The organism is Candidatus Baltobacteraceae bacterium (assembly GCA_035502855.1).
Taxonomy (GTDB): Bacteria; Vulcanimicrobiota; Vulcanimicrobiia; order Vulcanimicrobiales; family Vulcanimicrobiaceae; genus Aquilonibacter.
Genome location: DATJTX010000005.1, coordinates 1 through 22,593 on the forward strand (window position 1 = coordinate 1; position 22,593 = coordinate 22,593).

Genomic DNA, 22,593 nt, shown 5'->3' on the forward strand with positions numbered 1-22,593 from the left:
ATCACCGGTGAGAGCTTCAGATTACGCGAGCGCAAAAAGGCGGGAATCAAACTGCCGGCGGCCAAAACCGCGGCCAAGGTGGGTCAAAATTAAACCGGCGATCTGACGGGTAGGTGGGTCAATTTTCAGCCGGCGTTTACAGCTGGCGATATGCGCGTGGATGGCCGCCAATCTGCCGAGCGCCGTGGGACCGTGCTGGCTCTAATTCACCGGACACAAGGGTTCGCTTCAGGTTACAGCTGCAATACACCGTTGTTTGTACGGGGTGCATAAGATGACGTTGCTAAGGTTGATAGCCGGTATGGCGATGTCGATTTTCATTATTGGCTCGACCGCCCGCGCGGCGGTGCCCGCGAGAATTCCAGTTACGCTTTATGTATTCTTTTGCCCACAACACGCCATTCCAGCGAATTTGGAAGTCAGGACTGGCTTTGGGCAAGACGCGCAGCGGTACGCGGTCACCAAGTCGCCCCAAGCTATAGAACTAAGAGTCCCAGTCGGGGTGAGCGATATTCGCGTTGTAGGCGGCAGCTGCTTCGGCACAATGCGAATTCTGGCCTTGGATCACGCCGGGCAATCGGCTTCGATGGCGCTCGGAAGATCCTTACTGCTTGGCGACAATGAATTTGCGATTGGCGGGACGTTTCCAACCGCAGTCCAATCAATTGCATTTCGCTGTACAGACGAATCGGAAACGTTCGAAGCACAGCTCCAACGACACTATTATTTTCTCTCGACGCTGCCACGTTGCAGTGGTGAGCTCATCGTGCGACTAACCGACGGGGTTCACAAATCCCGTATAGCCGTAGAGCCCGGAGCAGCGAAATATCTGGTCCGGAATATTACGCTTTCGGATTTGGCCAAAGGGTTGCTGCCCGACACCGGTACATCGCAGTAAGTTGCTTTGCGGGCCCGGCTCCTTCCGCGGTCTGCCGGAGGAGCCTGTGCACGAAGTTAACGCAGGTCCCAATGGTGAGTTTAGCACTAGGGTCTTTGAGATCGTGCTGGATACGATGCCATGGTGAGGGTACTGCTGTTCACGCTCATCGCCCTTGGTATTGTATCCACGCCGGCAAAGGTTGGAATCGCTAATGCGGCTGCCGACTACCTGCGCCCGGTGATGAAGTCCGTCGGCGGATCCGCGCGAATAGACTATGCTGGCGTATGCTCGGGACAAAATAAGCTACTTTTCCCCACAGTGGATGCTCAGCCGGCATCGCAGGGCGCCACAGGGATAACGGCGGTTCGACAGATTTTTCGCAACGATCCGCAGGCCACGACCATAGTGCAAGACAAGTCCGGAATGGTTAGGATTACAATAGGAAATGTTTCAACCTCAGGCTTGCGAACAAGGATTCCAGTCCTGACGTTCGATTCCGCCTCACAGTATAACCCCCTATCAGCAGCTGACGCGATCACGATTGCGCTGGGAACTTATGCGGCCCGGCATGGACTGCAATTCGGCATGGCTTCGTTTGTTATCGACCATCTTGTGGGCCCACCTGTTGAAGGGGCGCCGCATCTTCCGCCGCGGATGCAGAATGTCACCGTGGATGACGCGCTGGGCTCCCTAGCGCGAACGTTCAAAGGCATTGTGCTGTACGGCTCATGCAGGCAGCCTGACGGTAAGGAGCTGTTTCGCATCGACTATATCCGTGGCTCTTGACGACGTTGCCCCGTTCAACCCGTCGGCTTCGAGGAGCGAACCGACGGTAGAACCTACGTTCGTTGGGCTCACACGGTTGATAGCCGGTACGGCGATCTCGATTATAATTATTGGCTCGACCGGCCGCGCGGCGGCGTCCTCGAGAATTCCAGTGACGCTTTGTGTGCGCTACGCGGGCGAAGCTCTTTTCCACAATTCGACGATGGTATTCATGCTGTCGACGGCAAGATCGCAACTCGCAAGCAACGCGCGGGCGGCGCTGCTCTGATCGTTTGCGAGCGCATGCGCGACGGCGCTGTACGCATCGCGTAATCCCGGCGCGTTGGCGATCGAAGCCGCGGCGAAGGCATCAGCGAGCGGTGCGAGCGCGGGGAACGCCGGAATGCCGGGGTCTTGGTAAAGACCCGAGAGCGCCGTGTTCGCAAGGCCAAGGCGCTGCGTCGCCGCCATGATGCCGAGCGCGAGATCCGAGGGAATGTCGTGCGTGCTCTCCGGTTCGCTCAGCATCCGTTCGAGCGACTCCTGCGCTGCGGTGCGTGCAGTCCAAATCTTCGTGCGCAGTGCGCCCATCTGCTTGAGGTCGCGTTTGCCCGGATCGGCCAAACCCGCCAGCAGCAGACGCGCGTATGCGATGCCGTACTCGATCAGCGTGCGCAGGTGCGTCTTCGTCTGCGGGGATTCCCACGTCGGCCAGATGAGGTAGGAGATCATCGCGAGCGCACCGCCGATGAGCGTCGCCAGCAACCGGTTTTCGACTGCCGCGGCCTCTGGAGTACCGAGCAGCGAGAGGATGAAGACGACGTAGGCCGTCACCGCCAGGCTGAAGAGGCCGTAGTTCAGCTGAAACGCTGCGTAGCTGATCGCAGCAAAGAACATTGCTAGGCCCAAATACACGTGCGGCGTATCCGGCACGGCGAGGACGAGCGCGGTCGCCGCCGCCGCGCCGAGGATCGTGCCGGCGATTCGCGCGATGCCGCGCGATAGGGTCGAGGTAAAGTCGGGACGCAAGACGAGTGCCGCGGTCAACGTGACCCAGTATCCGCGCGCAAGAGGAAGCGCATCGGCAAGCACGCCGGCGGCAACGAGAACGACCGCCATGCGAACCGCGTGCCGTCCGTAGGTCGAATCCAGCCGCAAGTGGTCGCGAATCGTACCGAGTTCCTGCGCGATACTCGGAAAGCGTTTCGGATACGAGAAACCGTGCGGAATCGAAACACCGGTGAGCGGAACGGTTGCGCTTCCCCAGGCGGCGCGCAGCTGCCCGTACAGTGCGCGTAGGGTGGGATCGCTCGCGTCCTCGTCGATGTTCGCGCGCAGTGCATCATCCGCCGGCGCGCGCGCCGCGTCGAGTGCGTCCGCGATCTCGCGCAGCACGGCGACGATCGTCGAACGCGAGCGAAGGTACTCCTCGCTGCCGCTGGTCGCGAGCAGCGCCATGCTCGCGCGGATGCGATCGGCTTCGTTCAACAGACTTTGGAACGCCGCTACGGCGGCCGGGCGTCCGAACGGCCGCGGATCGGCAAGGATCTTGCGCACCGCCATCAGGGTTGCGAACGATGGAAGGCCGGCGCGCTCGCCGGTCGCTTCGGCGTACTCGGCGAGTTCGCGAAACGCGGCGGCGAGCGCGTGCCGTTCGTAGGGATAGCGCTGGATCGGCCAGAGCACGACGAGCAAGAACGTTTGCCACAGGCCGGCGCCAAACATCACCAGCGCGCAGCCCGCCATCACCGGCGCCGGTTGCGGATAATGTTCGAAGATGATCAGCGCGATGATCGCGTTGACGCCGATCGCGGTCGGAGCGGGACCGAGCGACGCGATCAACCCGTAGCCGAAACCCCACACCGCCAGCGCCAGCACGCCGAGTTCGGCCGAGTGCCCGCACAGCGATCCGACGACAGCGGAAAATGCCATTGCGAGCGCCATGTTGATCGTGTTCGCAGCGCGCGAACGATAGATGCCCTGCAGCGAGGCAAAGCCGGTGCTCAGCGCGCCCATCGCCGCCGACACCGCGTAGATCGGCACGCCGCTCGCGTAGCCGGCGAGGATCGCGATGCTTACGCCGATCGCGCAGCGCACTGCGAAGATTGGATCGACGGCATTGCGGTCGATCCGAAACGCGCTGGCAACGACGCGTTCGACGGCCCTCTTCAGGCGAGGTACCTAACCGCCGAGGGAGACCGGCGCGTGACCGAAGAGCGGCGGAATGAAGTGACCTGCGGCGTACGAGATCACGAAGACGAGAACGCCGAAGGCAACGATCTCGAGGCCCTTGCTCACCGGATTGCGGTCGGTGTTGCGCGCCGCGTAGAAGCCGACGGCGAAGAGCCCGAGCACGGCGAGCACGAGCGCGAGCAGCGTCGAACCAAGCATCGTGAGCGGAACGAAATAGGCGACGATCGGGATCAGCGAGCCCACGGCAAACGAGGCACCCATCGCGAACGGCCCGCGCAGGCTCGTCTCCTCGGCCACGCGCGGATCGATCCCGAACTCGTCCCGCATCATCTCGTACAAGTAAATGTCGGGATGGGTGGTGAGGCGCGCCACGATCATCTGCGCCTCCTCCGCCGAGAAGCCTTTCATCTTATAATAGGCAACCTGTTCGGCGAACTCGCCCTGCGGATCGGCGGCCATCTCGGCCTTTTCCATCGCGATCGTGGCCTGCACCACTTCGCGCTCGGATTTGCCGCCCAAGTATTCGCCTACCGCCATCGAGAGCGCGCCGGCCAGCATCGCCAGGAATCCGCTGATGAAGACCGCGGAGCGCGCGCCTTCCGCCACGCCGACGCCGGTGATGATGCCGAGCGTCGTCAGGATGCCGTCTTGTGCGCCGAAGACGATCTCGCGCACGCTGCGAGAGGCTTCCAACGTGCGCCGCTGCGGCGTATCGGGGATGCGCGGCTTGACCGTCTTCCAGCCCGGAAGATCGACCAATACCTCGGTGATCTTCGGCTCGTACGGCGATCCTTCGGGAACCATGACCCATGCTTCCGAAGGCGGATGGCGAATCGCCTGCTTTATGCGCGACTTCGGAACGCCTAACTTCGAACGCGTGGGTCAGTCGACGATCATTCTCGATTGCACCGAGCGCAATGCTTTGGTTCGGCAGCGTCTGTGGTCGCTTGCACGCGAGATACGTGCATGGCCGCACGTGCTGGAAGCGGTGATCGGCGACGGGAATCTCTCCCTCGTCTTCGACCGTCACGCCGTGGCGTATGACGCGCTGCGCAGCGCCCTCGAAACCGCATGGTCACGCGGCGGCGGTGAGCGGATCGCGGGACGGACGATCGAAATCGCCGTGAGCTACGGCGGCGAATGCGGCCCGGATCTTGCCGCGGTCGCGCAGGCCTGCGGTTTGCGTGAAGACGACGTCATCGCACTGCACGCGCGCGGCGAATACGTCGTCGCGTTCGTCGGCTTCCTTCCCGGGTTCGCCTACCTCGACGGACTCGATCCGCGTTTGCAGCTTCCGCGCCGCGCGCAGCCGCGTACGCGCGTGCCCGCCGGATCGGTCGCGATCGCCGGCGCGCAGAGCGGCATCTATCCGGTCGATTCGCCCGGCGGTTGGCACCTGATCGGTCACACCGCGCACGTTTTGTTCGACCCGATGCGCGAGCCGCCCGCATTGCTCGAGCCGGGCGATCGCGTACGCTTCGTGCCCGCATGAGCGCGCGCGCGATCGTCGTCGAACGCGCCGGCCTGCAGAGCCTGATCGTCGATCGCGGCCGCTTCGGATTGCGCCATTTCGGCGTCGGTTGGTGCGGTGCGATGGACCTGCGCGCGCTCGCCGATGCCAATGCGCTCGCCGGAAATCCGCCGAACGCGGCCGCGATCGAGATCGTGCTCGGCGATTTCGCGCTTTCGTTCGAAGCGGCGGCCCGTTTCGCGCTGGCCGGCGCCGACTGTGACGCGCAGCTCGACGGCGAGGGCATCGCGACCTACCACCTGCATACGGCGCAGGCGGGTTCACGCCTCGTGCTGCACCGGCCGCGCGCGTGGATGCGCACCGTGCTGGCGCTCGACGGCGGCATCCGTGTCGCGCCGGTGCTCGGTTCGCGCACCACCGACCTGCTCGCACACATGGGCGGGATCGGCGGCCGTGCGCTGCGCGCCGGCGATCGCCTGATACTCGGCGAACCTGCGATCGCGCCGACCGGCGTCGTGCGGAAGCAGCCGCCGTGCGACTTCGTTTTTCGCGTGCTGCGGCAGGCGCTCGCCGAGCGTCTCTGGGATCGCGAATGGACCGTCGGCCACGAAAGCAATCGTATGGGCTACCGGCTGCGCGGAGATGCGCAACCGCACGATTTAGGCTCGACGCGCTCGCGCGCCGTTTTCCCCGGCTTCATTCAACTACCGCCCTCCGGCGAACCGATCGTGCTCATGAGCGACGCGCAGACCACCGGCGGATATCCGTTGGCCGGCGTGGTAATCGAAGAGGACCTATGGAAACTCGCGCAGGCTCCGATCGGGGCGCGGATCCGATTCATATCGACCTCAATGCCGACCTAGGCGAAGGTTGCGGTGACGACGAGGCGCTGCTCGCGCTCGTCACTTCCGCCAATATCGCGTGCGGCGCACACGCAGGCGATCGCACCACGATGGACGCGACCGTGAGCGGCGCAATCGCGCACGGCGTCACGATCGGCGCTCATCCGTCCTATCCCGATCGCGCCAACTTCGGGCGAACCGTCATGGCGCGCACGCCCGAGGAGATCAGCCGCGACGTCACCGGCCAAATACGCGAACTGGATGCGATCGTGCGCGCGCACGGTGCACGATTGCGGCACGTCAAAGCGCATGGCGCGCTGTACAACGTCGCGGCGCGCGATCGCGAGGTCGCCGATGCGATCTCACGCGCGGTGCGCGCGCTCGACCCGCAGCTTGCCGTTGTCGGGTTGGCCGGGGGCGCGCAGATCGAGAGCGCGCGCGCACATGGGCTGCGGGCGATTCCCGAAGTCTTTGCCGACCGCGGCTATCAGCCCGACGGGACGTTGATTCCGCGCGGACAGCCCGGCGCGCTGATCGAGGACGTCGGTGCGGCGGTCGCACAAGCGCTGGCGTTGGCACGCAGCGGCGCCGGGGAGACGATTTGCCTGCATGGAGACGGCCCGCACGCCCTCGAGTTTGCGCGCGCGATTCGCGCCGCGCTCGAAGGTGCGGGCATTGCCGTTTGCCGTGCGTAAGCCTCGACCGCCGCGACCGCTCGAACTCTCCGAGCGTAACGAGCGGCTCCTCTTTGCACTCGGACTCTGCGCCCTCGTCATCCTCGGCGGTTTCATCGCCTATAAAATTCTCGCCTTTTTATCGAGCGTCCCGATCTTCACGTTCGTGTCGATCAGCGCGCTCTTTTTCGCATTCCTCATTCACCCGGTGATCGCTTGGCTAAACCGGCGCATGCCGCCCGCCGCTTCGATTCTGGTCGTCTATGCCGCGATCGTTCTGCTTCTGGCGTTCATCGTTTACATTATCTCGCCGGTCATCGCCTCCGACGCGCAATCTGCGGCGGCGAACGCTCCCAAACTCGTTGCCGCCGGTCAGCGCATCCTCACCGATGCGAAGGATCCGTTGACCACGCGGCTGCCCGGCCCTATCCGCGACTACTTGCACGACATCCCGTTGGAAATCGAACAAGGCCTGAGCGGCTATGCTGCCTCTCTCGCGCAGCACACGCTGCCGTTGCTCTTTTCGCTCGTCTCGCTGTTGGCGATGTTCATCATCGTTCCGGCGACGGCCGCGTACATGACCGTCGAGGCTACCGCGATACGACGCGGCTTCCTCGCCGTGCTGCCGGCGTCTGCACGGCTGCGCGCGGCTCGGATCATCGTGGACCTCGACAACGTCGTCGGCGGCTTCATTCGCGGGCAGATTCTCGTCGCCATCACCGTCGGACTGCTGATGACGCTGCTCCTGCTCGGATTGCGCGTCCCTTACGCGGTATTGATCGGGGTCTTTGCCGGGACCGTGGACGTGATTCCGTACGTCGGCGCAATCGCCGGCTGGCTGCCGGCGTTTCTGATCGCGTACCTCACGAACGGCCTGACGAATGCGCTCGCCGTGACGCTCGGGATCGTCATCATCAACCAACTCGAGGGGAACGTCATCGCGCCCAACGTCGTCAGCCGTACCGTCGCGCTAACGCCGCTGGGCGTGCTGCTGGCGCTGCTCCTGGTCGGCGAGATCCTCGGTCCTGTTGGGCTTTTCATCGCGATTCCGGCCGCCGGCGTGCTGCGCGTGCTCATCATCAATTTCACCGGGATGCCCCGTCACGCGGAACGTGCTGCACCGCGCACGCGGTTCGGCCTGCCGCGACTCCTGCAACGGCTGATCGTTCACCACGATTAACGCAACTACGTCGCGACGAAGTTGAGCGGACGCTCGCGGTGCAGCACGAGCCAGCTTGCGTGCTCCGCCAATGCTTCCTTGCCGAGGTCGCCGACGGTCTTGTCGTAGGCGTCCTTCGGTGAGGTCGAGTCCATTCCGGCGATGCGGCGCTGCGCGTAATCGAAAACGAAGAGCATGTGATGATAACGTCGCGCGTTCTCTTGAAAACCGCGTTGCTGAACGTAAAAGCGCAAGAGAAGTGCGGCGAGCGCCGCAACCGCGACCGGGACGCTGGTGAGTGACGGCGTCCACGGGCCGGGATACTTCATCAGGAGTGCGACCGCCGCCGGGATCGAAAAGGCGAGCGCGAGAAACGTGAGCATACGCCCGAGCACGATGTAGCGGCGCGCGAGCTGCTGTTGGCGATGGGTCGCGTTCGCGTAATACGTGCGCTGGTCGTCGATCCAGCCCGAAACCGCGGCGGGGTTCTTTTCCAGATGCGAGTCATGGACGTAGAGCAGGTATATCGTACGCAGCGCCATGCGGATCCATGAGAGTTCGTCTTGCTGCATGCGCAGATACTCCGACTCGACCCGCAAATGGAGGCCGGCGGCGCGCCATGCCTGCTGCACGCGCAGCGCTTCCGCGAGCGCCCGGTAATCTTGGTAGCGGTTCTCGAAATCGAACCGGCGCGCGACCACGAAGCAGGCGAAGGCCAGGGCAAGAACGCCGAGCTTGATCTCGAGTCCTCGCGGGCCTTCGTTGACCAGCTGCGCGGCGCCGGCCAGAAATGCGAGGATGTACAGCCCTTGGACGATGCGCAGGTGCCAGATTTGCAGCCGGTTGGCGGCGCCGTCGATCCGCTTCATCAAGTCGGCGAGCGAGGTGGTGCGCGCATCGCCCGGCGTTGCGCTCAGATCGCGATCGAAATCGTTGTATCGATCGAGCGCGGCGAGAAAATCGTGTTCGCAGGTTTTGTCCCCGTCGAATCGATCGGGACAGCGCGGCTCGAGCGTGAACGCGCCGCGCGGTGCGGGCTGTCCTTCACGCGGTGTGACGATCTGATAGGCGGGCCCGACGTCGGGGACGTAGGTGCCGAGGATCGCGTGCCGCGAGGGGATGCCCGACTTGCGCATCGTGACGACCTCGGCGATCGTTTCGTCCGAACCCTCGACGCCGTCCCAAAACAGGACGACGATGTCGCCGTAGTAAGCCAGGTGGACGGGCAGTTCCGCTCCGACGGTCTCGACCCGTTCGCATTGCGCGAGCACCGCTCGAAACCGCGCGACTTCTTGCTGATTGAACGTGGCCTCGTAGCGTTCGCGCGCCATCGGCAGCGCAGCGATCACCGGAATGCCGCGCGCCAACGCCTCTTCGGCAGCCAGGATTTCGGCGCCGGGCCGCAGCCCGCAGAGCAGGGTCAGGGGCGTCCAGCGATATTGCCGCGCAAGCTGGTCGATGAGTTCGCCGAACCGCTCGCGCAGCGAGGCATCCGCGCCGGCAGCGATATCGCGATGACCGGTTACGGCAACGATCAACGGGATCGCGACTGCCATGTGGCAATCGTTCTTTTTGGGGGATACGCGACCTTCCGCCGAACTACCGTCCGATGATCGCCGCGCTAGCCGGGAGGCGGATCGACGCGCCCAACGCGCCCGAGCCGCATTTTCCGCCTGCCAACATTGCTGCCGTCGAACGCGCGATCCGCGCGCGTCTCGAGCGGGACGGAGTCCGCGTCTTGGTCTGCGCCGCGGCCTGCGGAGCCGATCTCCTCGCGCTCGCCGCCGCCGAGGAGCTGCGCATCGCGCGGCACATCGTGCTGCCGTATGCGATCGAACGCTTTCGCGCGGGCTCGGTGACGGATCGTCGCGGCGCATATCCGTGGGGCGAGCGCTACGATCGCTTCATCGCGCAGGCGCAGTCGCAGCATGCGCTGACGCTCCTCGGCCTCGATCCGAACGATCCCTCCGTCTACGAGAAAACGAATTTCGGAATTCTCGATACAGCCGCGGCAATCGCCGCCGGGATGCACGAGGCGGCCGAAGCGATCGTCGTGTGGGATGAAGAGCTGCGAACCGGGCACGATCTCACCGAACACTTTGCGAACGCTGCCCACGCCCGAAACATGCCGGTCGTTTCGATCTCGATTCTGCGTCCCTAAGGAACGAAATCGGCGTCGGGTTCGACCGCGGGAAAGGTGATATCGTGCAAATCTTCCGCGACGTGCTCGGTATGCGTGGTGAAGAGCGCGTGCGAAACCGCGACGGCGTCGATGTGAACGACGGTCCAGATGTCACGCGGACCGACCGGCGCAAAGTCATACGTCACTCGGGCGGTGACGCCGTTGTAGGGCCACGCGTAGGCCAGGCGCACGACGTCGTAGGTCGTCGTATCGACCCATAGCTCGCGCAGCGGATAGCTCTCCGGATCGCGCAGTGCGCGCAGCTGAAGGTCGTAGCATTCGCGCCCGTTCACGGTGACGATTCCGGCGAGGACGATCGCGTACGCGCGATCGACTGCGGATACGACCGCGATCGTCGCGAACGGATCCGGCGCGAGGTTCGGCGCAGCCGGCGGTGCGCTTGCGCCCGGAACGGGCGTGCGCCGGTAGAAACCCAGAGGCGCGCCGGCGGGACCGGCGATGTATTGGCCGCGTACCAAGACCGTCGATGGGCGGCCGTCGGCCGCGACGGTTTGCGCAAAGCTTCGACCGTCGGCCAGACGGACGATGAATTGCACGGTCGTCCCGGCGGAGCAGCGTTGTGCGAGCAGCGTCGCCGCACACGGTAGTGTGAACGACTCGTACGGCGGCACCGCACGCGCGTTCCACACCGCTTGGGCGCGCGTGAATATCGCTTCCGGGCTGGGTGCGTTCGCCGCGACGGCATGATACAGTGGGAGGGCCATGGAGCTGCCGTTATATCACGTGGACGTTTTCACGTCCGAGCGTTTTTGTGGGAACCCGCTCGCCGTCGTGCTCGATGCCGACGAACTCGACGCCGAGTTGATGCAGCGGATCGCGCGCGAGATGAACCTGTCAGAGACGACCTTCGTGATCCGGCCCGGCGATCAACGCGCAACCCAGCGCGTTCGGATTTTTACGCCCGGCCACGAGTTGCCGTTTGCGGGCCATCCGACGCTGGGCACCGCCTTCGTGCTGCAGCAGGCCGGGCGCGCGGGCAACGACCTGACCTTCGAGATGGAAGCCGGGCTCATTCCCGTGCGGCGCGAGGGCGAGATGTGGTGGATGACGCCGCCTCCCGCCGAAGCGATCAGCGCGGCGTTCGATCGCGCGGCCGTTGCGCAGGCGCTGGGATTGCCGGTTTCCACCGTCATGATGCCGCCGCAAGTGTTCGGCGGGCGCGGCGTCGGGTTCTTGTGCGTGCTGCTCGATACCGAGCAAAACGTCGACTGGGTGATGCTCGATCGGCACGACTTGGTCGCGGCAACCAACGAGGGCGTTGGCGAAGGCGACGTATTGATCTTCAGCTACCAAGGCGGCAAAGCGTATTCGCGCATGTTCGCCGCACTGGCGCACCACGTCGGCGAGGATCCCGCCACGGGCTCCTCGATTGCGCCGCTGTGCGCAGCCCTCGGATGGTGGCGCTTGCTCGATCAAAGCCGAACCTCGCTCGAGGTAGAGCAAGGCCGCGCGATGGGGCGTCCGAGCCGTCTGGCGGCGCGATTCACGGTCGAGGGAACATACGTGCAGCAGGTGAGCGTCGGCGGTTCGTGCGTCGCCGTCTACGAGAGCGCGCTGAAGCTCGACTAATCGTGCTCGCTCAATAAAACGACGTCGAAACTGCCCCACGGACCGAGCATCGTCAGCAGATCGTTCGCGTCACGCCGCGTCTCGCGCGCGACGAACGCGACCGGCCGAATGCCGAAAGTTGCGGCCGCACGCAGGGCGCGCGCATCTTCGGCGCGCCGAAGCTCGCCGCCAAAAACGATCGCGGCCTTCACGCGAACGGCCTGTTCGACCACATCGATCATCTTGCCGTCCGTCGGGCCCAACACGTTCACCTTGTCACGCATCAGCCGCGCGGACGCGGTGGAACAGATCCACTCGCCCTCTTCGGCCGAGCGAACGTGCAGCAGCGTGATTGCGCGTTTGAGGTTCTCGGCGCGCAGACGATCCATCAACGGCACGAAATTCGGAATATTGATCCGTGTCGTGAGAGAGAGATCGCGATTCACGTCGGCCATAGGTCCATCTTACACGCTTTACGCCGGGCTTCCCATCGGCACGCTCTTCCGGATCGTCGCGGCGAGTCGTTCGATGGCCGGGCGGCGCGGCACGAACGCGCGGTGAATGACGCGGATGGAGCGGGCCGAATGCGGTCCTTCCAACGTGCGGAAAGCAATCCGCGAAAAGCGCCCCTCGAAGTGCGCCCGTGCGAGCTCGGGCACAATCGTCATCCCGAGCCCCGCCTCGACCAAATTCAGCACCGTCTCGAGGCTCGTCGCGCTCAGGTCGCTGCGCAGACCACGCCCACGCGTCTGCCCGCACAGCGCCAGCGCCTGGTCCGAAAGACAGTGCCCGTCGGCCAGGAGGATCAACGCGCTCGGGTCGAGTTGCTCGACCCGCACCCGTTCGTGCGTCGCGAGCGGGTCCTCCAGCGGCAGCGCCAGGCTAAAAGGCTCCTCGAACAGCGCGATCTCCGAAAGGTTGCCGTCGCTGTGGTCGGTCGCAACCAGCGCCGCGTCCAGCCGTCCGGCGTCGATCGACTCGATGAGCCGATGGGTCATGTCCTCCACGACCACCAGCGGCGCAAAGGGAAGCTGCGCTTGCAGCGGCGTCAAAATCTCGGGAAGCAGATACGGCGCCAAGGTCGGGATGACGCCCAACCGGATCGGTCCGACCATGGGATCGGCCCGCACCTGCGCCAACTCTTCGATACGTCCGACCGCCTCCAGCACGACCCGGGCCTGGTCCAAGATCAGCTCACCCGCGGGGGTTACGCGAATCGTGCGGCCGTCGCGCTCGAACAGTTCGATTCCGAGCTCACCTTCGAGCTTGCGAATCTGGGCGCTCAGCGTCGGCTGGGCAACGCCGCAATCTTCCGCCGCGCGGCTGAAGCTGCGCCGGCGCTCGAGGGCGAGCGCGTACTGAAGATCCTTGACGTTCATAGAGGTACCAAATAAAAGGAACTGGCTCTATTGGCCCGGGCTTTGAACTTTCCTGGGGGCGTTTCGCAGCGGCGCAGGCGAAAACGGCGACGGCACATCAGCGCCGTCGCTCCTCTTTTCGGTACCCCTCACCCGTCGAGGCCTCTCTTCAGACCAGGCGCCGGTCGCCTTTGCGGCGCTGGCCCAAGCGACGCTCGACGGCGACGACGATCGTTACGATCCGCCGGTCACCGTTGCGACGATCGGACTTACGCCGGTCCTCGGTGGTGGGCACGTTCGACATGCCGCCCTTAATTGGACACCGGCCGCAAGCTTACTTTCTAGGGGCGCCACCGGCCCCAGCCGCCGCCCCATCCCCAGCCGAAACCGAGGCGAAGCGAGTACGGCGGGTAAGCGTAGAGCGGGCCGTAATACGGGTAAGCGTATCCGTAATAACTGCGGAAGGGCGTGTCGATTTCATCGGCGATAAACGTGCGGCCATCCGGACGGCCGGTAATTGTGACCGGGTATCCGGGCTGAAGCCGTATGCCGGTCGGATTGATGATGGTGCCCTGATGGAGCGTCACGTCATCGATATAGCCGTGGACGTCGCGAACGTACATCGTCGTGGCTCCGTTAAAACTCGAAATCGTTCCCTTGATCGTTTCGACTTTTGCGACAGCGTAACTTGGCATCGGTTGCGCGAGTGCGATTGCCGGAATGATTGCAAGACTGATGAATGCGGCCGCTGCGGCGGGGACGCGCAGGGCCCGGTTGACCCAGCTACTCATAACGCCACAACTATACCCGAGGAAGCTGAGAAATTGATTCAGCCGGCGTGGTTTCTCAGGAATCGCTCTGCCCGATGGCGTAGCTTGGCGGCGATGCGTGCATTGAAGAAAGCCCTGTTCGGCGCGTCGCTCACGACGCTGAGCCTCGCCGTCGCCGCGTGCGGCGGCGGCGCGACCCGTCATCATCGCGGCGGTTACGGCCAGGGGAGTCCGCAGGCAATTCCCGTCGCGACGGCCGCGCCAAAAACGGTCCAACCGAAAGTGCAGATTGCGGGGATCGTTGCGCCGTATCAAAATGTCTCGATCTCCAGTTCGCTCAGCGAACCAACCGACCGCGTCAACGTCCTGCAAGGGGATCACGTGTACCGCGGCGAGGTGCTCGCCGTCCTCGATACGACGGACCTGGTGGCGAACTACAACGCCGACTTGCGTAACGCCGAATCGGCCGACGCGCGCGCGGTCGAAACCAAGTATCAAGCGCAACTCAATCTCGGATCGGGAACGAATCAGGTCGAAGCGGCACAGGCGGCGATGCGCAATGCAAAGCTGGTGTACGATCAGGACAGCTCGCTCTACAAAAGCGGTTACGTGTCGCAATCGGAGCTCGAAGCGGCCCGCTCGAGCTACGTGCAGGATCTGAACACCTATAATACGGCGGTGCTCAACGCCAAAGTGAACGGCAACAACTTGCAAGGTCTTCAGGCCGCGACCGTAGCGTCGGCGATCGCCGACGCTCAATCCGCGCATGCGCAGGCCCAGCAAATCGAGGCGCAGATCGAACGGGCGACGATCGTTTCCCCCGTCAACGGAATCGTGGTAAACCGCAATCTGAATCCCGGTGAGTACCCTGGATCGCGTACGATCTTCACCTTGCAGCAGCTCGATCCGGTCTACGCCGAATTGAACGCGTCCTCGTCGAACGTCTTCGAAATCCCGCGCGGTGCGACCGCAGCCATCGCCGTTTCCGGCGTGCCGAATGCGTCGTATACCGGGCGCGTCAACGCGGTGCTCGGGCAGGTGCAGCCGGGCTCGACGAATTTCACCGTCGAAGTCATCGTGCCGAATCCCGGCGACCGGCTGCAGTCCGGTATGGCGGTTACCGGCACGATCGATCTCCCGCGCGTCAGCGGCGTCGGGATTCCGACCGCGGCGTTTCTCGACGACTCGCACACGACCATCATGACCGTCGCAGCCGACGGAACGGCTAAAGAGCAAAGCGTGGAAGAACTCGGCAGCGACGGCACCACCTCGATCGTCACCGGCATCAGCGACGGCACGCAAGTGATTTCCAACGGGCAACTCGGGATCACGAACGGCGAGCAAGTCGCGACCACCGACACGAGCCCATCGCCGGCCGCGAGCGCATCGCCCGGCTCCAGTGCGTCTCCCGGTGCCGGCGCATCTCCCGGGCATCATTGGTCCGGTCATAAGCGGCCGTAGGAATGCCCTAAATGTGGCTTACGCGGCTGTGCGTCCAGCGGCCCACGATCATCTTCGTCTTGCTCGCGCTGATCGCCGTCGTCGGGACGATCGGCGTGATGACGATCACGCAACAACAATTCCCGAACGTCGACTTTCCGGTCGTCGGCGTTCGCCTGAGCTATCCCGGCGGCTCCACGACCGAGATCCGTGACGCGATCGTGCGGCCGATCGAAGACGCCATCGCCGGTGCGCCCGATCTCGACTATATCAACACGACGATTCAGGAGGGACAGGCGTCGATCACGGCGACCTTCGACCTGAGCTCGAATCAAACCACCGATCTCGTGCAGGTCCAGCGCCGCGTCATGATTGCGCAATCGCAGCTTCCGAGCGATATGCCCGCGCCGACGATCGGCACGTTCGATCCGGCACAAGCAACAGTCGTGACGATCGGCGTAAGCTCCAGTGCGCTCACCCCGGGCCAGCTTTCGGCGATCGTGACCAACAACATCGTGCCCACGCTCGAACAAGTCGACGGCGTTTCGAACGTCAACGCAGGTGGAACGGTGACGCCGGCCTACGAGGTTCAAGTCAATCCGAACCTGCTCACGTCAGCGGGATACACGCTCAACGACATCGTCAGTTCGATCCAAGCGAACAACAATCGTGAGCCGGGCGGCATTGCGTATCTTCCCGGACACGAGACGACGATCGACGTGCGCGGGGACCTCACGACGCAGGCGTCGGTCGCGAATCTGCTGATCAGCGCGGCATCGCAGTATACGACGGCATTCGGCAACGCAACATACAGCGAGCCGGCCGTGCCCGGAGCACCGGGCGCACCCTCGACCCTTACGGCCGGCACGAGCCAGGCGGGTGCGACGAGCCCCTCGACCGGTTCGCAGAGCGTGACCACACCGTCGAATCCCGTGCCCGCGACGGCCTCGCCCGCGGCCGTCGGCACGCCGCAGGCGTCGTCGCCTTCCGCAACGGCAAGCCCGGTCAACCCCGCGCCCTCGCCGTATCCTCAATTACAGTTGGCATCTGCCGCGGGCGTGTCGAGTACTGCGGCTCCGGCCGCTCCAAGCGCCGGTGCCGGGGGCGGGTCGTATTCGGGTCCGTCGCTCTCGAATGTGAACCCGTGGACCTACGCGCCACGCCAGATGCGCATATCCGACGTCGCCGACGTCATCGATGGCTACGAGCCGCAACGCCAATACAGCTATGTGGGCACCGTGCCGACGATCTCGCTCGGCGTGCAAAAGGCGACCGGCGCGAGCGAGGTGGTGGCGGCGCGCAACGTAATCGCCGCATTGCCCGCAATCGAGAAGCAGTATCCGCAGATTCACTTCCAGGTGATCAACGATCAGGCCGCTTACACCGAGGATCAGATCTTCGGAGTGATGCGCACGCTTTCCGAAGCGATCGTGATTACCGCGATCGTGATGCTGTTCTTTCTGCGCTCGTGGCGTCACGCGATCGTCGTGATGGTGGCGATCCCCTCGTCGCTCGGTGTAACGCTCGCGCTGATGAAGGCGTTCAATTTCTCGATCGACACCGTCTCACTGCTCGCGATGACGCTCATCATCGGGATTTTGGTCGACGACTCGATCGTCGTGATCGAGAACGTCGAACGTCATCACGCAAATGGTGAGCAACCCAAGGAGGCCGCGATCAAGGGCCGCACGCAGATCGGCCCCGCGGCCATCGTGATCACGCTGGTCGACGTCGTGGTCTTTCTTCCGATCGCGTTTCTGCCCGGTACGGTCGGACGATTTCTTTCAGAGTTCGCCCTCGTGGTCGTCACCGCGACGCTGACCTCGCTCTTCATCTCTTTTACGGTAACCCCCGCGCTGGCGGGCAACTGGTCGTTGCTTTCGAAGTGGAAACCGCCGAAGCTGATCGACGGCTTCACTCGGCTCTTCGAACAGACGCGGCTTTGGTATGCACAGCGCGCGCTGCCCTGGGCATTACGGCGTCCGCGCCTGGTCGTGATCGGATCGTTTGGCGCGGTGATCGCGGCCCTCATGTTGCCCGTACTCGGTATCATCGGCTTCGAGTTCATGCCGCCGGTCGATCGCGGCGAGGTCTTCGTGCAGTTCACCTACCCGACCGGTACGCCGCTGACCAAGGTCAACGCGACGATCGCGGCGATGACCAAGGAGCTTGCGCGCATTCACGACGTGCAATCTGACACCGCGATCGCCGGCGGTACGCAGAGCGGCTTCGGGGGATCGATCAATCTCGGCAGCGTTGGCCAGGTTCACGTGTTTCTTCAAGACAATCACAAACTGAGCACGGCGCAGTGGGCACAGCGCTTCAGTGCGATGGCGCGCAAACTCGCACCCGGCGCGAAGATCCTTTCGGTTGCCGCGACCGGCTTCGGCGGCGGAAGTTCGCAGCAGATCGACTATCTGGTCACCTCGGCCGACGATGAGCCGGAGAAATATGCGCCGCAAGTTCTCGCGGCGCTGGAACAGACCCCCGGCGCAATCGACGTCAACAGCTCGTCGGAGAACCTCGCGCCGCAACTCGACATCGATTTCGATCGGGACAGCGCTCGGGCGCTCAACGTCAACATCGGCCAGGCCGCGGCGGCGATTCGCGCCGCGTTCGGCGGAACGTTGGCGACGCAGATTCAGACCTCGCACGGGATCAAATACGTGCAGGTGCTGTATCCGCGAAGCTTCCAGACCTCGATCGCGACGTTGCTCGCGCTGCCGCTGCGCGCCAATAATGGTTCGATCATTCGTCTGGCCGACATCGTCAAACTGGTCAACGATCCGTCCGAGCCGCTGATGACGCGGACGAATCGTGAGACGGTCGTGCACATCCAGGCGAATCTTTCTCCGAACGTCCCGCTCTCGACCGTGCAGAAGCGCTTCCAGCAGAAATTGGCGGCGCTACACTTGCCGCAGGGCGTGAGCGTCAAGCCGAACGTCGGCGGCAATCAGCAGAATCTCTCCGACACGGTGATCGGTATGGGCTCGGGGCTGATCCTTTCGGGCATTCTCGTCTATCTCTTGATGGTCGCACTCTATAACAGCTATCGTCTGCCCTTCATCATCATGTTCGCCGTTCCGGTGGCGACGGTTGGGGCATTGACCTCGCTGGCGATCACGCGGCAGGCGCTCAACCTCTACTCGCTGATCGGAACGGTGCTGCTGGTCGGCCTTGCCTCGAAGAACGGTATCCTGTTGGTCGACTTTGCGAACCACATGGTAGAGAGCGGCATGGACCGGGTCAACGCGATGATCGAAGCGGCGAAGGAACGCTTCCGGCCGATCGTCATGACGACGTGCGCGATGATCGCCGGTATGACGCCGATCGCACTTGCGCTCGATCCGGGCGGTGCGCAGCGTCAGGCGCTGGGTATCGTGGTCATCGGAGGTTTGATCAGCTCGCTCGTGCTCACGCTCGTGCTCGTTCCGGTCATTTTTATGTGGCTCGGACCCACTCCGGCGCCGAAGGAGGCGCAGGCAGTATGAAGTTCACGCGGCTCTTCGTCGAACGCCCGACGCTCGTCACCGTGTTCTTGTGCCTCGTGCTCATCGCCGGCACGCTCTCGGGCTTTCGTTTGGTCAAACAGCAGTTGCCGAATTACGATATTCCCTCGATCCAGGTGCTGCTGACCTATAACGGCGCCTCGACCACGGAGATGCGCGACGCCATCGTGCGGCCGCTCGAAGATGAGATCGCCGGCGCGCCGGATTTGAGCTACGTCGAAACCTCGATCGAGCCCGGCCAAGCCACGATCGTCGCCGTCTTCTCGCTCACCTCCGACGAAAATACGGACCTCGTGCAGGTGCAGGGGCGCGTGCAAAACTCGCTGCATCAACTGCCCTCCGATCTGCCCACACCGCAAATCTCCATTTACAACCCGTCGGAGGCAGTGGTCGTCTCGCTGGCGGCCTCCTCGTCGACGCTCTCGCTGGGCGCGCTCTCGGCGATCGTGACGAATGACATCGTCCCTACGCTCGAGCAAGTGCAAGGCATCTCGTACGTCCAGGAAAACGGCGACGTCACCGCTTCGATTCAGGTCAACGTCGATCCGCACAAGCTCCGATCGTCAGGGTTCACGCTCACCGACGTGATCAACGCGATCTCGAACAACAACGTGCGCGCACCGGGCGGCATCGTCTACGAACCGAATCGCGAAACAAATCTCGACATCCGCGGCGATATCCAAAACGTGCCGACCGTTGCCAACCTACTGCTCGGAAATACGACGACGGCGGCGACCGGTTCGAGCACGTCCTCGACCTATCCGTGGACGACGACGTCGCGTCTGTATCGCATCTCCGACGTTGCCAACGTGCAGGATGCCTACGAGACTCAGCGCGTCTACGCCTACACCAACGGTACGCCGACGATCGAACTCGACGTTCAGAAGGCTGCCGGCTCCAGCGAAGTGACCGCGTCGAATGCGGTGCTCGCCGAATTGCCCCGGCTCAAGCTGCAATATCCGCAGGTCAATTTCTCGGTGCTCAACGTGCAATCGACGTACACCGAAGAGTTGCTCTCGGGCGTGACGCGCACGCTGATCGAGGGCATCATCATCACCGCGATCGTGATGCTGTTCTTCCTGCGTTCGTGGCGCAAGGCGGTGGTCGTGATGATCGCCGTTCCGGCCTCCTTTCTGGTCACGCTGGCTGCGATGCAGGTGCTCGGCTTCACGCTCGACACCGTCTCCCTGCTGGGCATGACGCTGATGATCGGCATCCTCGTCGACGACTCGATCGTCGTGCTGGAAAACATCTCGCGACATCAAGAAGAAGGCGAGGTGCCGAAAGCGGCCGCAATCAACGGCATCTCGGAAATCGGTATCGCGACGATCGTGATCACGCTGGTCATCGTCGTCGTGTTTCTGCCGCTCTCGTTCTTGCCGGGTTCGGTCGGACTCTTCTTGCGTGAGTTCGGCCTAGTCGTGACGGTCGCCACGCTCACCTCGCTTTTCGTCTCGTTCGCGGTGACGCCGGCGCTCTCGGGCCGCTGGGCGCTCTTCTCGCATTGGCGTCCATGGCCGGTCATCGACCGCTTCACCGAATGGTTCGACGGCGTGCGCGTCTGGTACGCGCAGCGCGCGCTCAGCTGGGGACTCGAGCATCGCAGCCTGGTGGTGTGGGTTTCGTTCGGCAGCCTGGTTCTCGCGCTGCTCTTGATTCCGCTTGGCATCGTCGGATTCGAATATATGCCGCCGGTCGATCGGGGCGAGCTCTTCGTCAACATCAATTATCCGACCGGGACGCCGCTCGCAACCACAACCGCAGCGGTGCGCGAGGCGGAAAAGATCGTGATGAAGGTGCCGGATCTCCAATCCGAGACCTCGATTGCCGGTGCGTACGAAGGTTCGCTCAGCGGCTACATCAACAACGGCGCGATCGGTCAGATCCACGTTTTTCTGAAGAGCGGGCGGCGCCGTTCGACGCAGTATTGGTCGCAGACGCTCGCGAGCGAGATCGCAAACGCGCTCCCCGGTGCGCAAGTGACCGGGGTTCCGTCGACCGACCCATCGGGCGGCATCTCGCAGCCGATCGGCTACGTGGTCGCCAGCGCGACGATCGACCCGAGTGCGTGGTCGGATCGTGTCTTCGCCGCGCTCCAACAGACGCCGGGCGTCATCGACGCGACGACCTCCAACGCGCTCGAATCACCGCAGATCGAGGTCGAATTCAACCGCAACGCCGCGCGCGCGCTCGATGCCAGCATCGGTACGGCTTCGACCGCGGTCCGGGCTGCCTACGGCGGCTACACCGCGACCGAATTTACCGGACCCGACGGCCTCAAAGACGTGCAGGTCATCTACAAGCAAAGCGATCTCACCAACTTGAGCGGTATATCGTCGATTCCAATTCGCGCCAACAACGGTTCGATCATCACCGTGGGCGATATCGTCAACCTGCAGAATCAACCCGCTCCGCCGCTGGTCATCCGGATCGACCGGCGCAACGTCGTCCTCATCGGCGCGAACGTCGCGCCGGGTGCCGCCCTCTCCAACGTCCAGCGCGCCTTCGAAAGCCGTCTGCGAGCGTTGCACGTTCCCGCGACGATCACGGTGACGCCGGTGCAGGGTGGAAACCAGCAGCAGGTGCAGCAGACGGTGACCGAGATGGGCGTCTCGCTCTTGCTCTCGATTCTGCTGGTCTATCTGTTGATGGTCGCGCTCTACAATGGATACGTTACGCCGTTCATCGTGATGTTCACCGTTCCGGTGGCGGTGGTCGGCGCACTCGGGGCGCTCGCGATCACGCATCAAACGCTGAACCTCTTCTCGCTGATCGGCTCGATCATGCTGGTCGGTCTGGTAGCGAAGAACGGCATCCTGCTCGTCGACTTTGCCAACCAGCTGCGCGAGCGCGGCCTCTCGAAAATGGACGCGATCGTCGAGAGCGCGCATCACCGGTTCCGGCCGATCGTGATGACGACGTTCGCGATGATCGCGGGCATGCTGCCGCTGGCGCTCGCGCTCGATCCGGGATCGCAAGCGGAACGGCCGCTGGGCATCGTGGTGATCGGCGGGCTCTCGTCTTCGTTGGTGCTGACGCTGCTGCTGATTCCGATCATGTACCTGCGCTTCGCGCCGAAAGATCAGCCGCAACCCGAAGCACCCGAGCCGAAGACGACGCCGCAGCAGTCGTTACCGGTGTAAAAAGCTAGAACAGCGTCTCCTGCACGGGATCGTCGTCGAGGAGAACGTCGGGCCGATCGTTGCGCGCGTCGTTGAGGCGCATCGACACGTCGCGCGCCGTCATTTCATTTGCGCTATAAGGCTGCATGAAGATTCGTGCGCGTTCGGGGTCGAGATCGCCGGGTGCAAGCCACTCATCGAGCGCCTTGTCGCCGAGAATGACCGGCATGCGGTTGTGCACGGGCGCCACGAGTTCGTTCGGAGGGCATGTCACGATCGCGCACTCGGGCGGTCCGTTGATCGCGGGTTCCCAAATTCCCGCAAAAACGAAGACGCGCTCGTCGCGCATCGTGTAATAGACCGGCTTGCGTCCGCGCCATTCGTAGAATCCGTCGGCGAAGATAATGCAGCGCAATGGCGCAGGCTTGGAGACGACGGTCTCAGCGCGCGCGTTGATACGGCCGCCGATTCCCCACTCGAGCGGCTCGACGCGTTCCGTGCCGTCATTGCGGACGGCCAGCACGCCTTGCGTCGGGGCGATATTGAACCGCGGTAGGCGGTACTCACTAAATTCCTCGAAGCGATAGCGAGGGTAGGCGTCCCCGATGCGTTGCGGCTTCGTCAGGGTAAAACGTCCACACATCGATTCACCGGATTGG

The 22,593-nt window shown here is 63.6% G+C and carries 20 protein-coding genes; 11 read left to right on the forward strand and 9 right to left on the reverse strand.

The window, feature by feature from the left end:
• Positions 1-301 precede the first annotated feature (301 nt).
• The gene (locus tag VMF11_01100; GenBank protein HTU68890.1) at positions 302-898 is read left to right on the forward strand and encodes a hypothetical protein; all 597 of its coding nucleotides are present in this window, start codon (positions 302-304) and stop codon (positions 896-898) included.
• Between the two features lie 120 nt (positions 899-1,018).
• Positions 1,019-1,666 (forward strand): hypothetical protein, encoded by a 648-nt coding sequence (locus tag VMF11_01105; GenBank protein HTU68891.1) that lies wholly within the window; start codon positions 1,019-1,021, stop codon positions 1,664-1,666.
• Positions 1,667-1,834: 168 nt separating this feature from the next.
• On the opposite strand, the gene VMF11_01110 is transcribed toward VMF11_01105, so the two are convergent.
• Positions 1,835-3,742: an FUSC family protein gene (locus VMF11_01110; protein HTU68892.1), complete on the reverse strand. Its 1,908-nt coding sequence runs from the start codon at positions 3,740-3,742 to the stop codon at positions 1,835-1,837.
• Between the two features lie 84 nt (positions 3,743-3,826).
• Positions 3,827-4,642 (reverse strand): VIT1/CCC1 transporter family protein, encoded by an 816-nt coding sequence (locus tag VMF11_01115; GenBank protein ID HTU68893.1) that lies wholly within the window; start codon positions 4,640-4,642, stop codon positions 3,827-3,829.
• A 40-nt stretch (positions 4,643-4,682) separates the two neighbouring features.
• On the opposite strand from VMF11_01115, the gene pxpB reads away from it, so the two are divergent.
• From pxpB to VMF11_01135, 4 genes are read left to right on the forward strand one after another with little or no spacing between them, the layout of a single operon-like run.
• The gene (pxpB, locus tag VMF11_01120) at positions 4,683-5,330 is read left to right on the forward strand and encodes a 5-oxoprolinase subunit PxpB (protein HTU68894.1); all 648 of its coding nucleotides are present in this window, start codon (positions 4,683-4,685) and stop codon (positions 5,328-5,330) included.
• Entirely contained in the window at positions 5,327-6,172 is an 846-nt protein-coding gene (locus VMF11_01125) for a biotin-dependent carboxyltransferase family protein (protein HTU68895.1), read from the forward strand. The genes pxpB and VMF11_01125 overlap by 4 nt, the downstream gene beginning before the upstream one ends.
• Entirely contained in the window at positions 6,106-6,846 is a 741-nt protein-coding gene (locus tag VMF11_01130) for a 5-oxoprolinase subunit PxpA (GenBank protein ID HTU68896.1), read from the forward strand. The genes VMF11_01125 and VMF11_01130 overlap by 67 nt, the downstream gene beginning before the upstream one ends.
• Complete coding sequence (locus VMF11_01135) at positions 6,761-8,005, forward strand: AI-2E family transporter (protein ID HTU68897.1); 1,245 nt, start codon at positions 6,761-6,763, stop codon at positions 8,003-8,005. The genes VMF11_01130 and VMF11_01135 overlap by 86 nt, the downstream gene beginning before the upstream one ends.
• A 5-nt stretch (positions 8,006-8,010) precedes the next feature.
• On the opposite strand, the gene VMF11_01140 is transcribed toward VMF11_01135, so the two are convergent.
• Positions 8,011-9,540, reverse strand: a complete 1,530-nt coding sequence (locus VMF11_01140) for a hypothetical protein (protein ID HTU68898.1) — start codon at positions 9,538-9,540, stop codon at positions 8,011-8,013.
• 53 nt (positions 9,541-9,593) lie between these two features.
• On the opposite strand from VMF11_01140, the gene VMF11_01145 reads away from it, so the two are divergent.
• Positions 9,594-10,145 (forward strand): hypothetical protein, encoded by a 552-nt coding sequence (locus VMF11_01145; protein ID HTU68899.1) that lies wholly within the window; start codon positions 9,594-9,596, stop codon positions 10,143-10,145.
• Here the strand turns inward: VMF11_01145 and VMF11_01150 are convergent.
• Positions 10,142-10,891 carry a hypothetical protein gene (locus tag VMF11_01150; GenBank protein ID HTU68900.1) on the reverse strand — a complete coding sequence of 250 codons (750 nt, stop codon included), beginning with the start codon at positions 10,889-10,891 and terminating at the stop codon, positions 10,142-10,144. The two genes, VMF11_01145 and VMF11_01150, sit on opposite strands and share 4 nt — an antisense overlap.
• Positions 10,892-10,910: 19 nt before the next feature.
• Between VMF11_01150 and VMF11_01155 the strand changes: the two genes are divergently transcribed.
• A complete protein-coding gene (locus VMF11_01155; protein HTU68901.1) occupies positions 10,911-11,756 on the forward strand; it encodes a PhzF family phenazine biosynthesis protein in 846 nt (281 codons plus the stop codon).
• Here the strand turns inward: VMF11_01155 and VMF11_01160 are convergent.
• The 4 genes from VMF11_01160 to VMF11_01175 form a co-directional block, all read right to left on the reverse strand.
• Positions 11,753-12,190 carry a hypothetical protein gene (locus VMF11_01160; protein ID HTU68902.1) on the reverse strand — a complete coding sequence of 146 codons (438 nt, stop codon included), beginning with the start codon at positions 12,188-12,190 and terminating at the stop codon, positions 11,753-11,755. The genes VMF11_01155 and VMF11_01160 overlap by 4 nt on opposite strands.
• Before the next feature lie 18 nt (positions 12,191-12,208).
• A complete protein-coding gene (locus tag VMF11_01165) occupies positions 12,209-13,114 on the reverse strand; it encodes a LysR substrate-binding domain-containing protein (GenBank protein HTU68903.1) in 906 nt (301 codons plus the stop codon).
• A 148-nt stretch (positions 13,115-13,262) separates the two neighbouring features.
• Positions 13,263-13,397 carry a hypothetical protein gene (locus VMF11_01170; protein HTU68904.1) on the reverse strand — a complete coding sequence of 45 codons (135 nt, stop codon included), beginning with the start codon at positions 13,395-13,397 and terminating at the stop codon, positions 13,263-13,265.
• 37 nt (positions 13,398-13,434) lie between these two features.
• Entirely contained in the window at positions 13,435-13,884 is a 450-nt protein-coding gene (locus VMF11_01175) for a hypothetical protein (protein HTU68905.1), read from the reverse strand.
• A 93-nt stretch (positions 13,885-13,977) separates the two neighbouring features.
• Here VMF11_01175 and VMF11_01180 point away from each other — a divergent pair, with 93 nt between their 5' ends.
• From VMF11_01180 to VMF11_01190, 3 genes are read left to right on the forward strand one after another with little or no spacing between them, the layout of a single operon-like run.
• Positions 13,978-15,324, forward strand: a complete 1,347-nt coding sequence (locus VMF11_01180) for an efflux RND transporter periplasmic adaptor subunit (GenBank protein HTU68906.1) — start codon at positions 13,978-13,980, stop codon at positions 15,322-15,324.
• A gap of 11 nt (positions 15,325-15,335) precedes the next feature.
• Complete coding sequence (locus tag VMF11_01185) at positions 15,336-18,794, forward strand: efflux RND transporter permease subunit (protein ID HTU68907.1); 3,459 nt, start codon at positions 15,336-15,338, stop codon at positions 18,792-18,794.
• Positions 18,791-21,955 carry an efflux RND transporter permease subunit gene (locus tag VMF11_01190; GenBank protein HTU68908.1) on the forward strand — a complete coding sequence of 1,055 codons (3,165 nt, stop codon included), beginning with the start codon at positions 18,791-18,793 and terminating at the stop codon, positions 21,953-21,955. The genes VMF11_01185 and VMF11_01190 overlap by 4 nt, the downstream gene beginning before the upstream one ends.
• Before the next feature lie 4 nt (positions 21,956-21,959).
• Here VMF11_01190 and VMF11_01195 read toward each other — a convergent pair whose 3' ends face one another.
• A complete protein-coding gene (locus VMF11_01195) occupies positions 21,960-22,577 on the reverse strand; it encodes an SOS response-associated peptidase (GenBank protein HTU68909.1) in 618 nt (205 codons plus the stop codon).
• Positions 22,578-22,593: the final 16 nt, after the last annotated feature.

Bases quoted from the DNA above. Each gene is read 5' to 3' on its own strand.
- VMF11_01190 (HTU68908.1), top strand. From the start codon at position 18,791: ATGAAGTTCACGCGGCTCTTCGTCGAACGCCCGACGCTCGTCACCGTG.
- VMF11_01100 (HTU68890.1), top strand. From the start codon at position 302: ATGGCGATGTCGATTTTCATTATTGGCTCGACCGCCCGCGCGGCGGTG.
- VMF11_01105 (HTU68891.1), top strand. From the start codon at position 1,019: ATGGTGAGGGTACTGCTGTTCACGCTCATCGCCCTTGGTATTGTATCC.
- VMF11_01115 (HTU68893.1), bottom strand. From the start codon at position 4,642: ATGGTTCCCGAAGGATCGCCGTACGAGCCGAAGATCACCGAGGTATTG.
- VMF11_01135 (HTU68897.1), top strand. From the start codon at position 6,761: ATGGAGACGGCCCGCACGCCCTCGAGTTTGCGCGCGCGATTCGCGCCG.
- VMF11_01125 (HTU68895.1), top strand. From the start codon at position 5,327: ATGAGCGCGCGCGCGATCGTCGTCGAACGCGCCGGCCTGCAGAGCCTG.
- VMF11_01165 (HTU68903.1), bottom strand. From the start codon at position 13,114: ATGAACGTCAAGGATCTTCAGTACGCGCTCGCCCTCGAGCGCCGGCGC.
- VMF11_01145 (HTU68899.1), top strand. From the start codon at position 9,594: ATGATCGCCGCGCTAGCCGGGAGGCGGATCGACGCGCCCAACGCGCCC.
- VMF11_01185 (HTU68907.1), top strand. From the start codon at position 15,336: ATGTGGCTTACGCGGCTGTGCGTCCAGCGGCCCACGATCATCTTCGTC.
- VMF11_01195 (HTU68909.1), bottom strand. From the start codon at position 22,577: ATGTGTGGACGTTTTACCCTGACGAAGCCGCAACGCATCGGGGACGCC.
- pxpB (HTU68894.1), top strand. From the start codon at position 4,683: ATGCGCGACTTCGGAACGCCTAACTTCGAACGCGTGGGTCAGTCGACG.
- VMF11_01130 (HTU68896.1), top strand. From the start codon at position 6,106: ATGGAAACTCGCGCAGGCTCCGATCGGGGCGCGGATCCGATTCATATC.
- VMF11_01160 (HTU68902.1), bottom strand. From the start codon at position 12,190: ATGGCCGACGTGAATCGCGATCTCTCTCTCACGACACGGATCAATATT.
- VMF11_01180 (HTU68906.1), top strand. From the start codon at position 13,978: ATGCGTGCATTGAAGAAAGCCCTGTTCGGCGCGTCGCTCACGACGCTG.
- VMF11_01150 (HTU68900.1), bottom strand. From the start codon at position 10,891: ATGGCCCTCCCACTGTATCATGCCGTCGCGGCGAACGCACCCAGCCCG.
- VMF11_01170 (HTU68904.1), bottom strand. From the start codon at position 13,397: ATGTCGAACGTGCCCACCACCGAGGACCGGCGTAAGTCCGATCGTCGC.
- VMF11_01140 (HTU68898.1), bottom strand. From the start codon at position 9,540: ATGGCAGTCGCGATCCCGTTGATCGTTGCCGTAACCGGTCATCGCGAT.
- VMF11_01175 (HTU68905.1), bottom strand. From the start codon at position 13,884: ATGAGTAGCTGGGTCAACCGGGCCCTGCGCGTCCCCGCCGCAGCGGCC.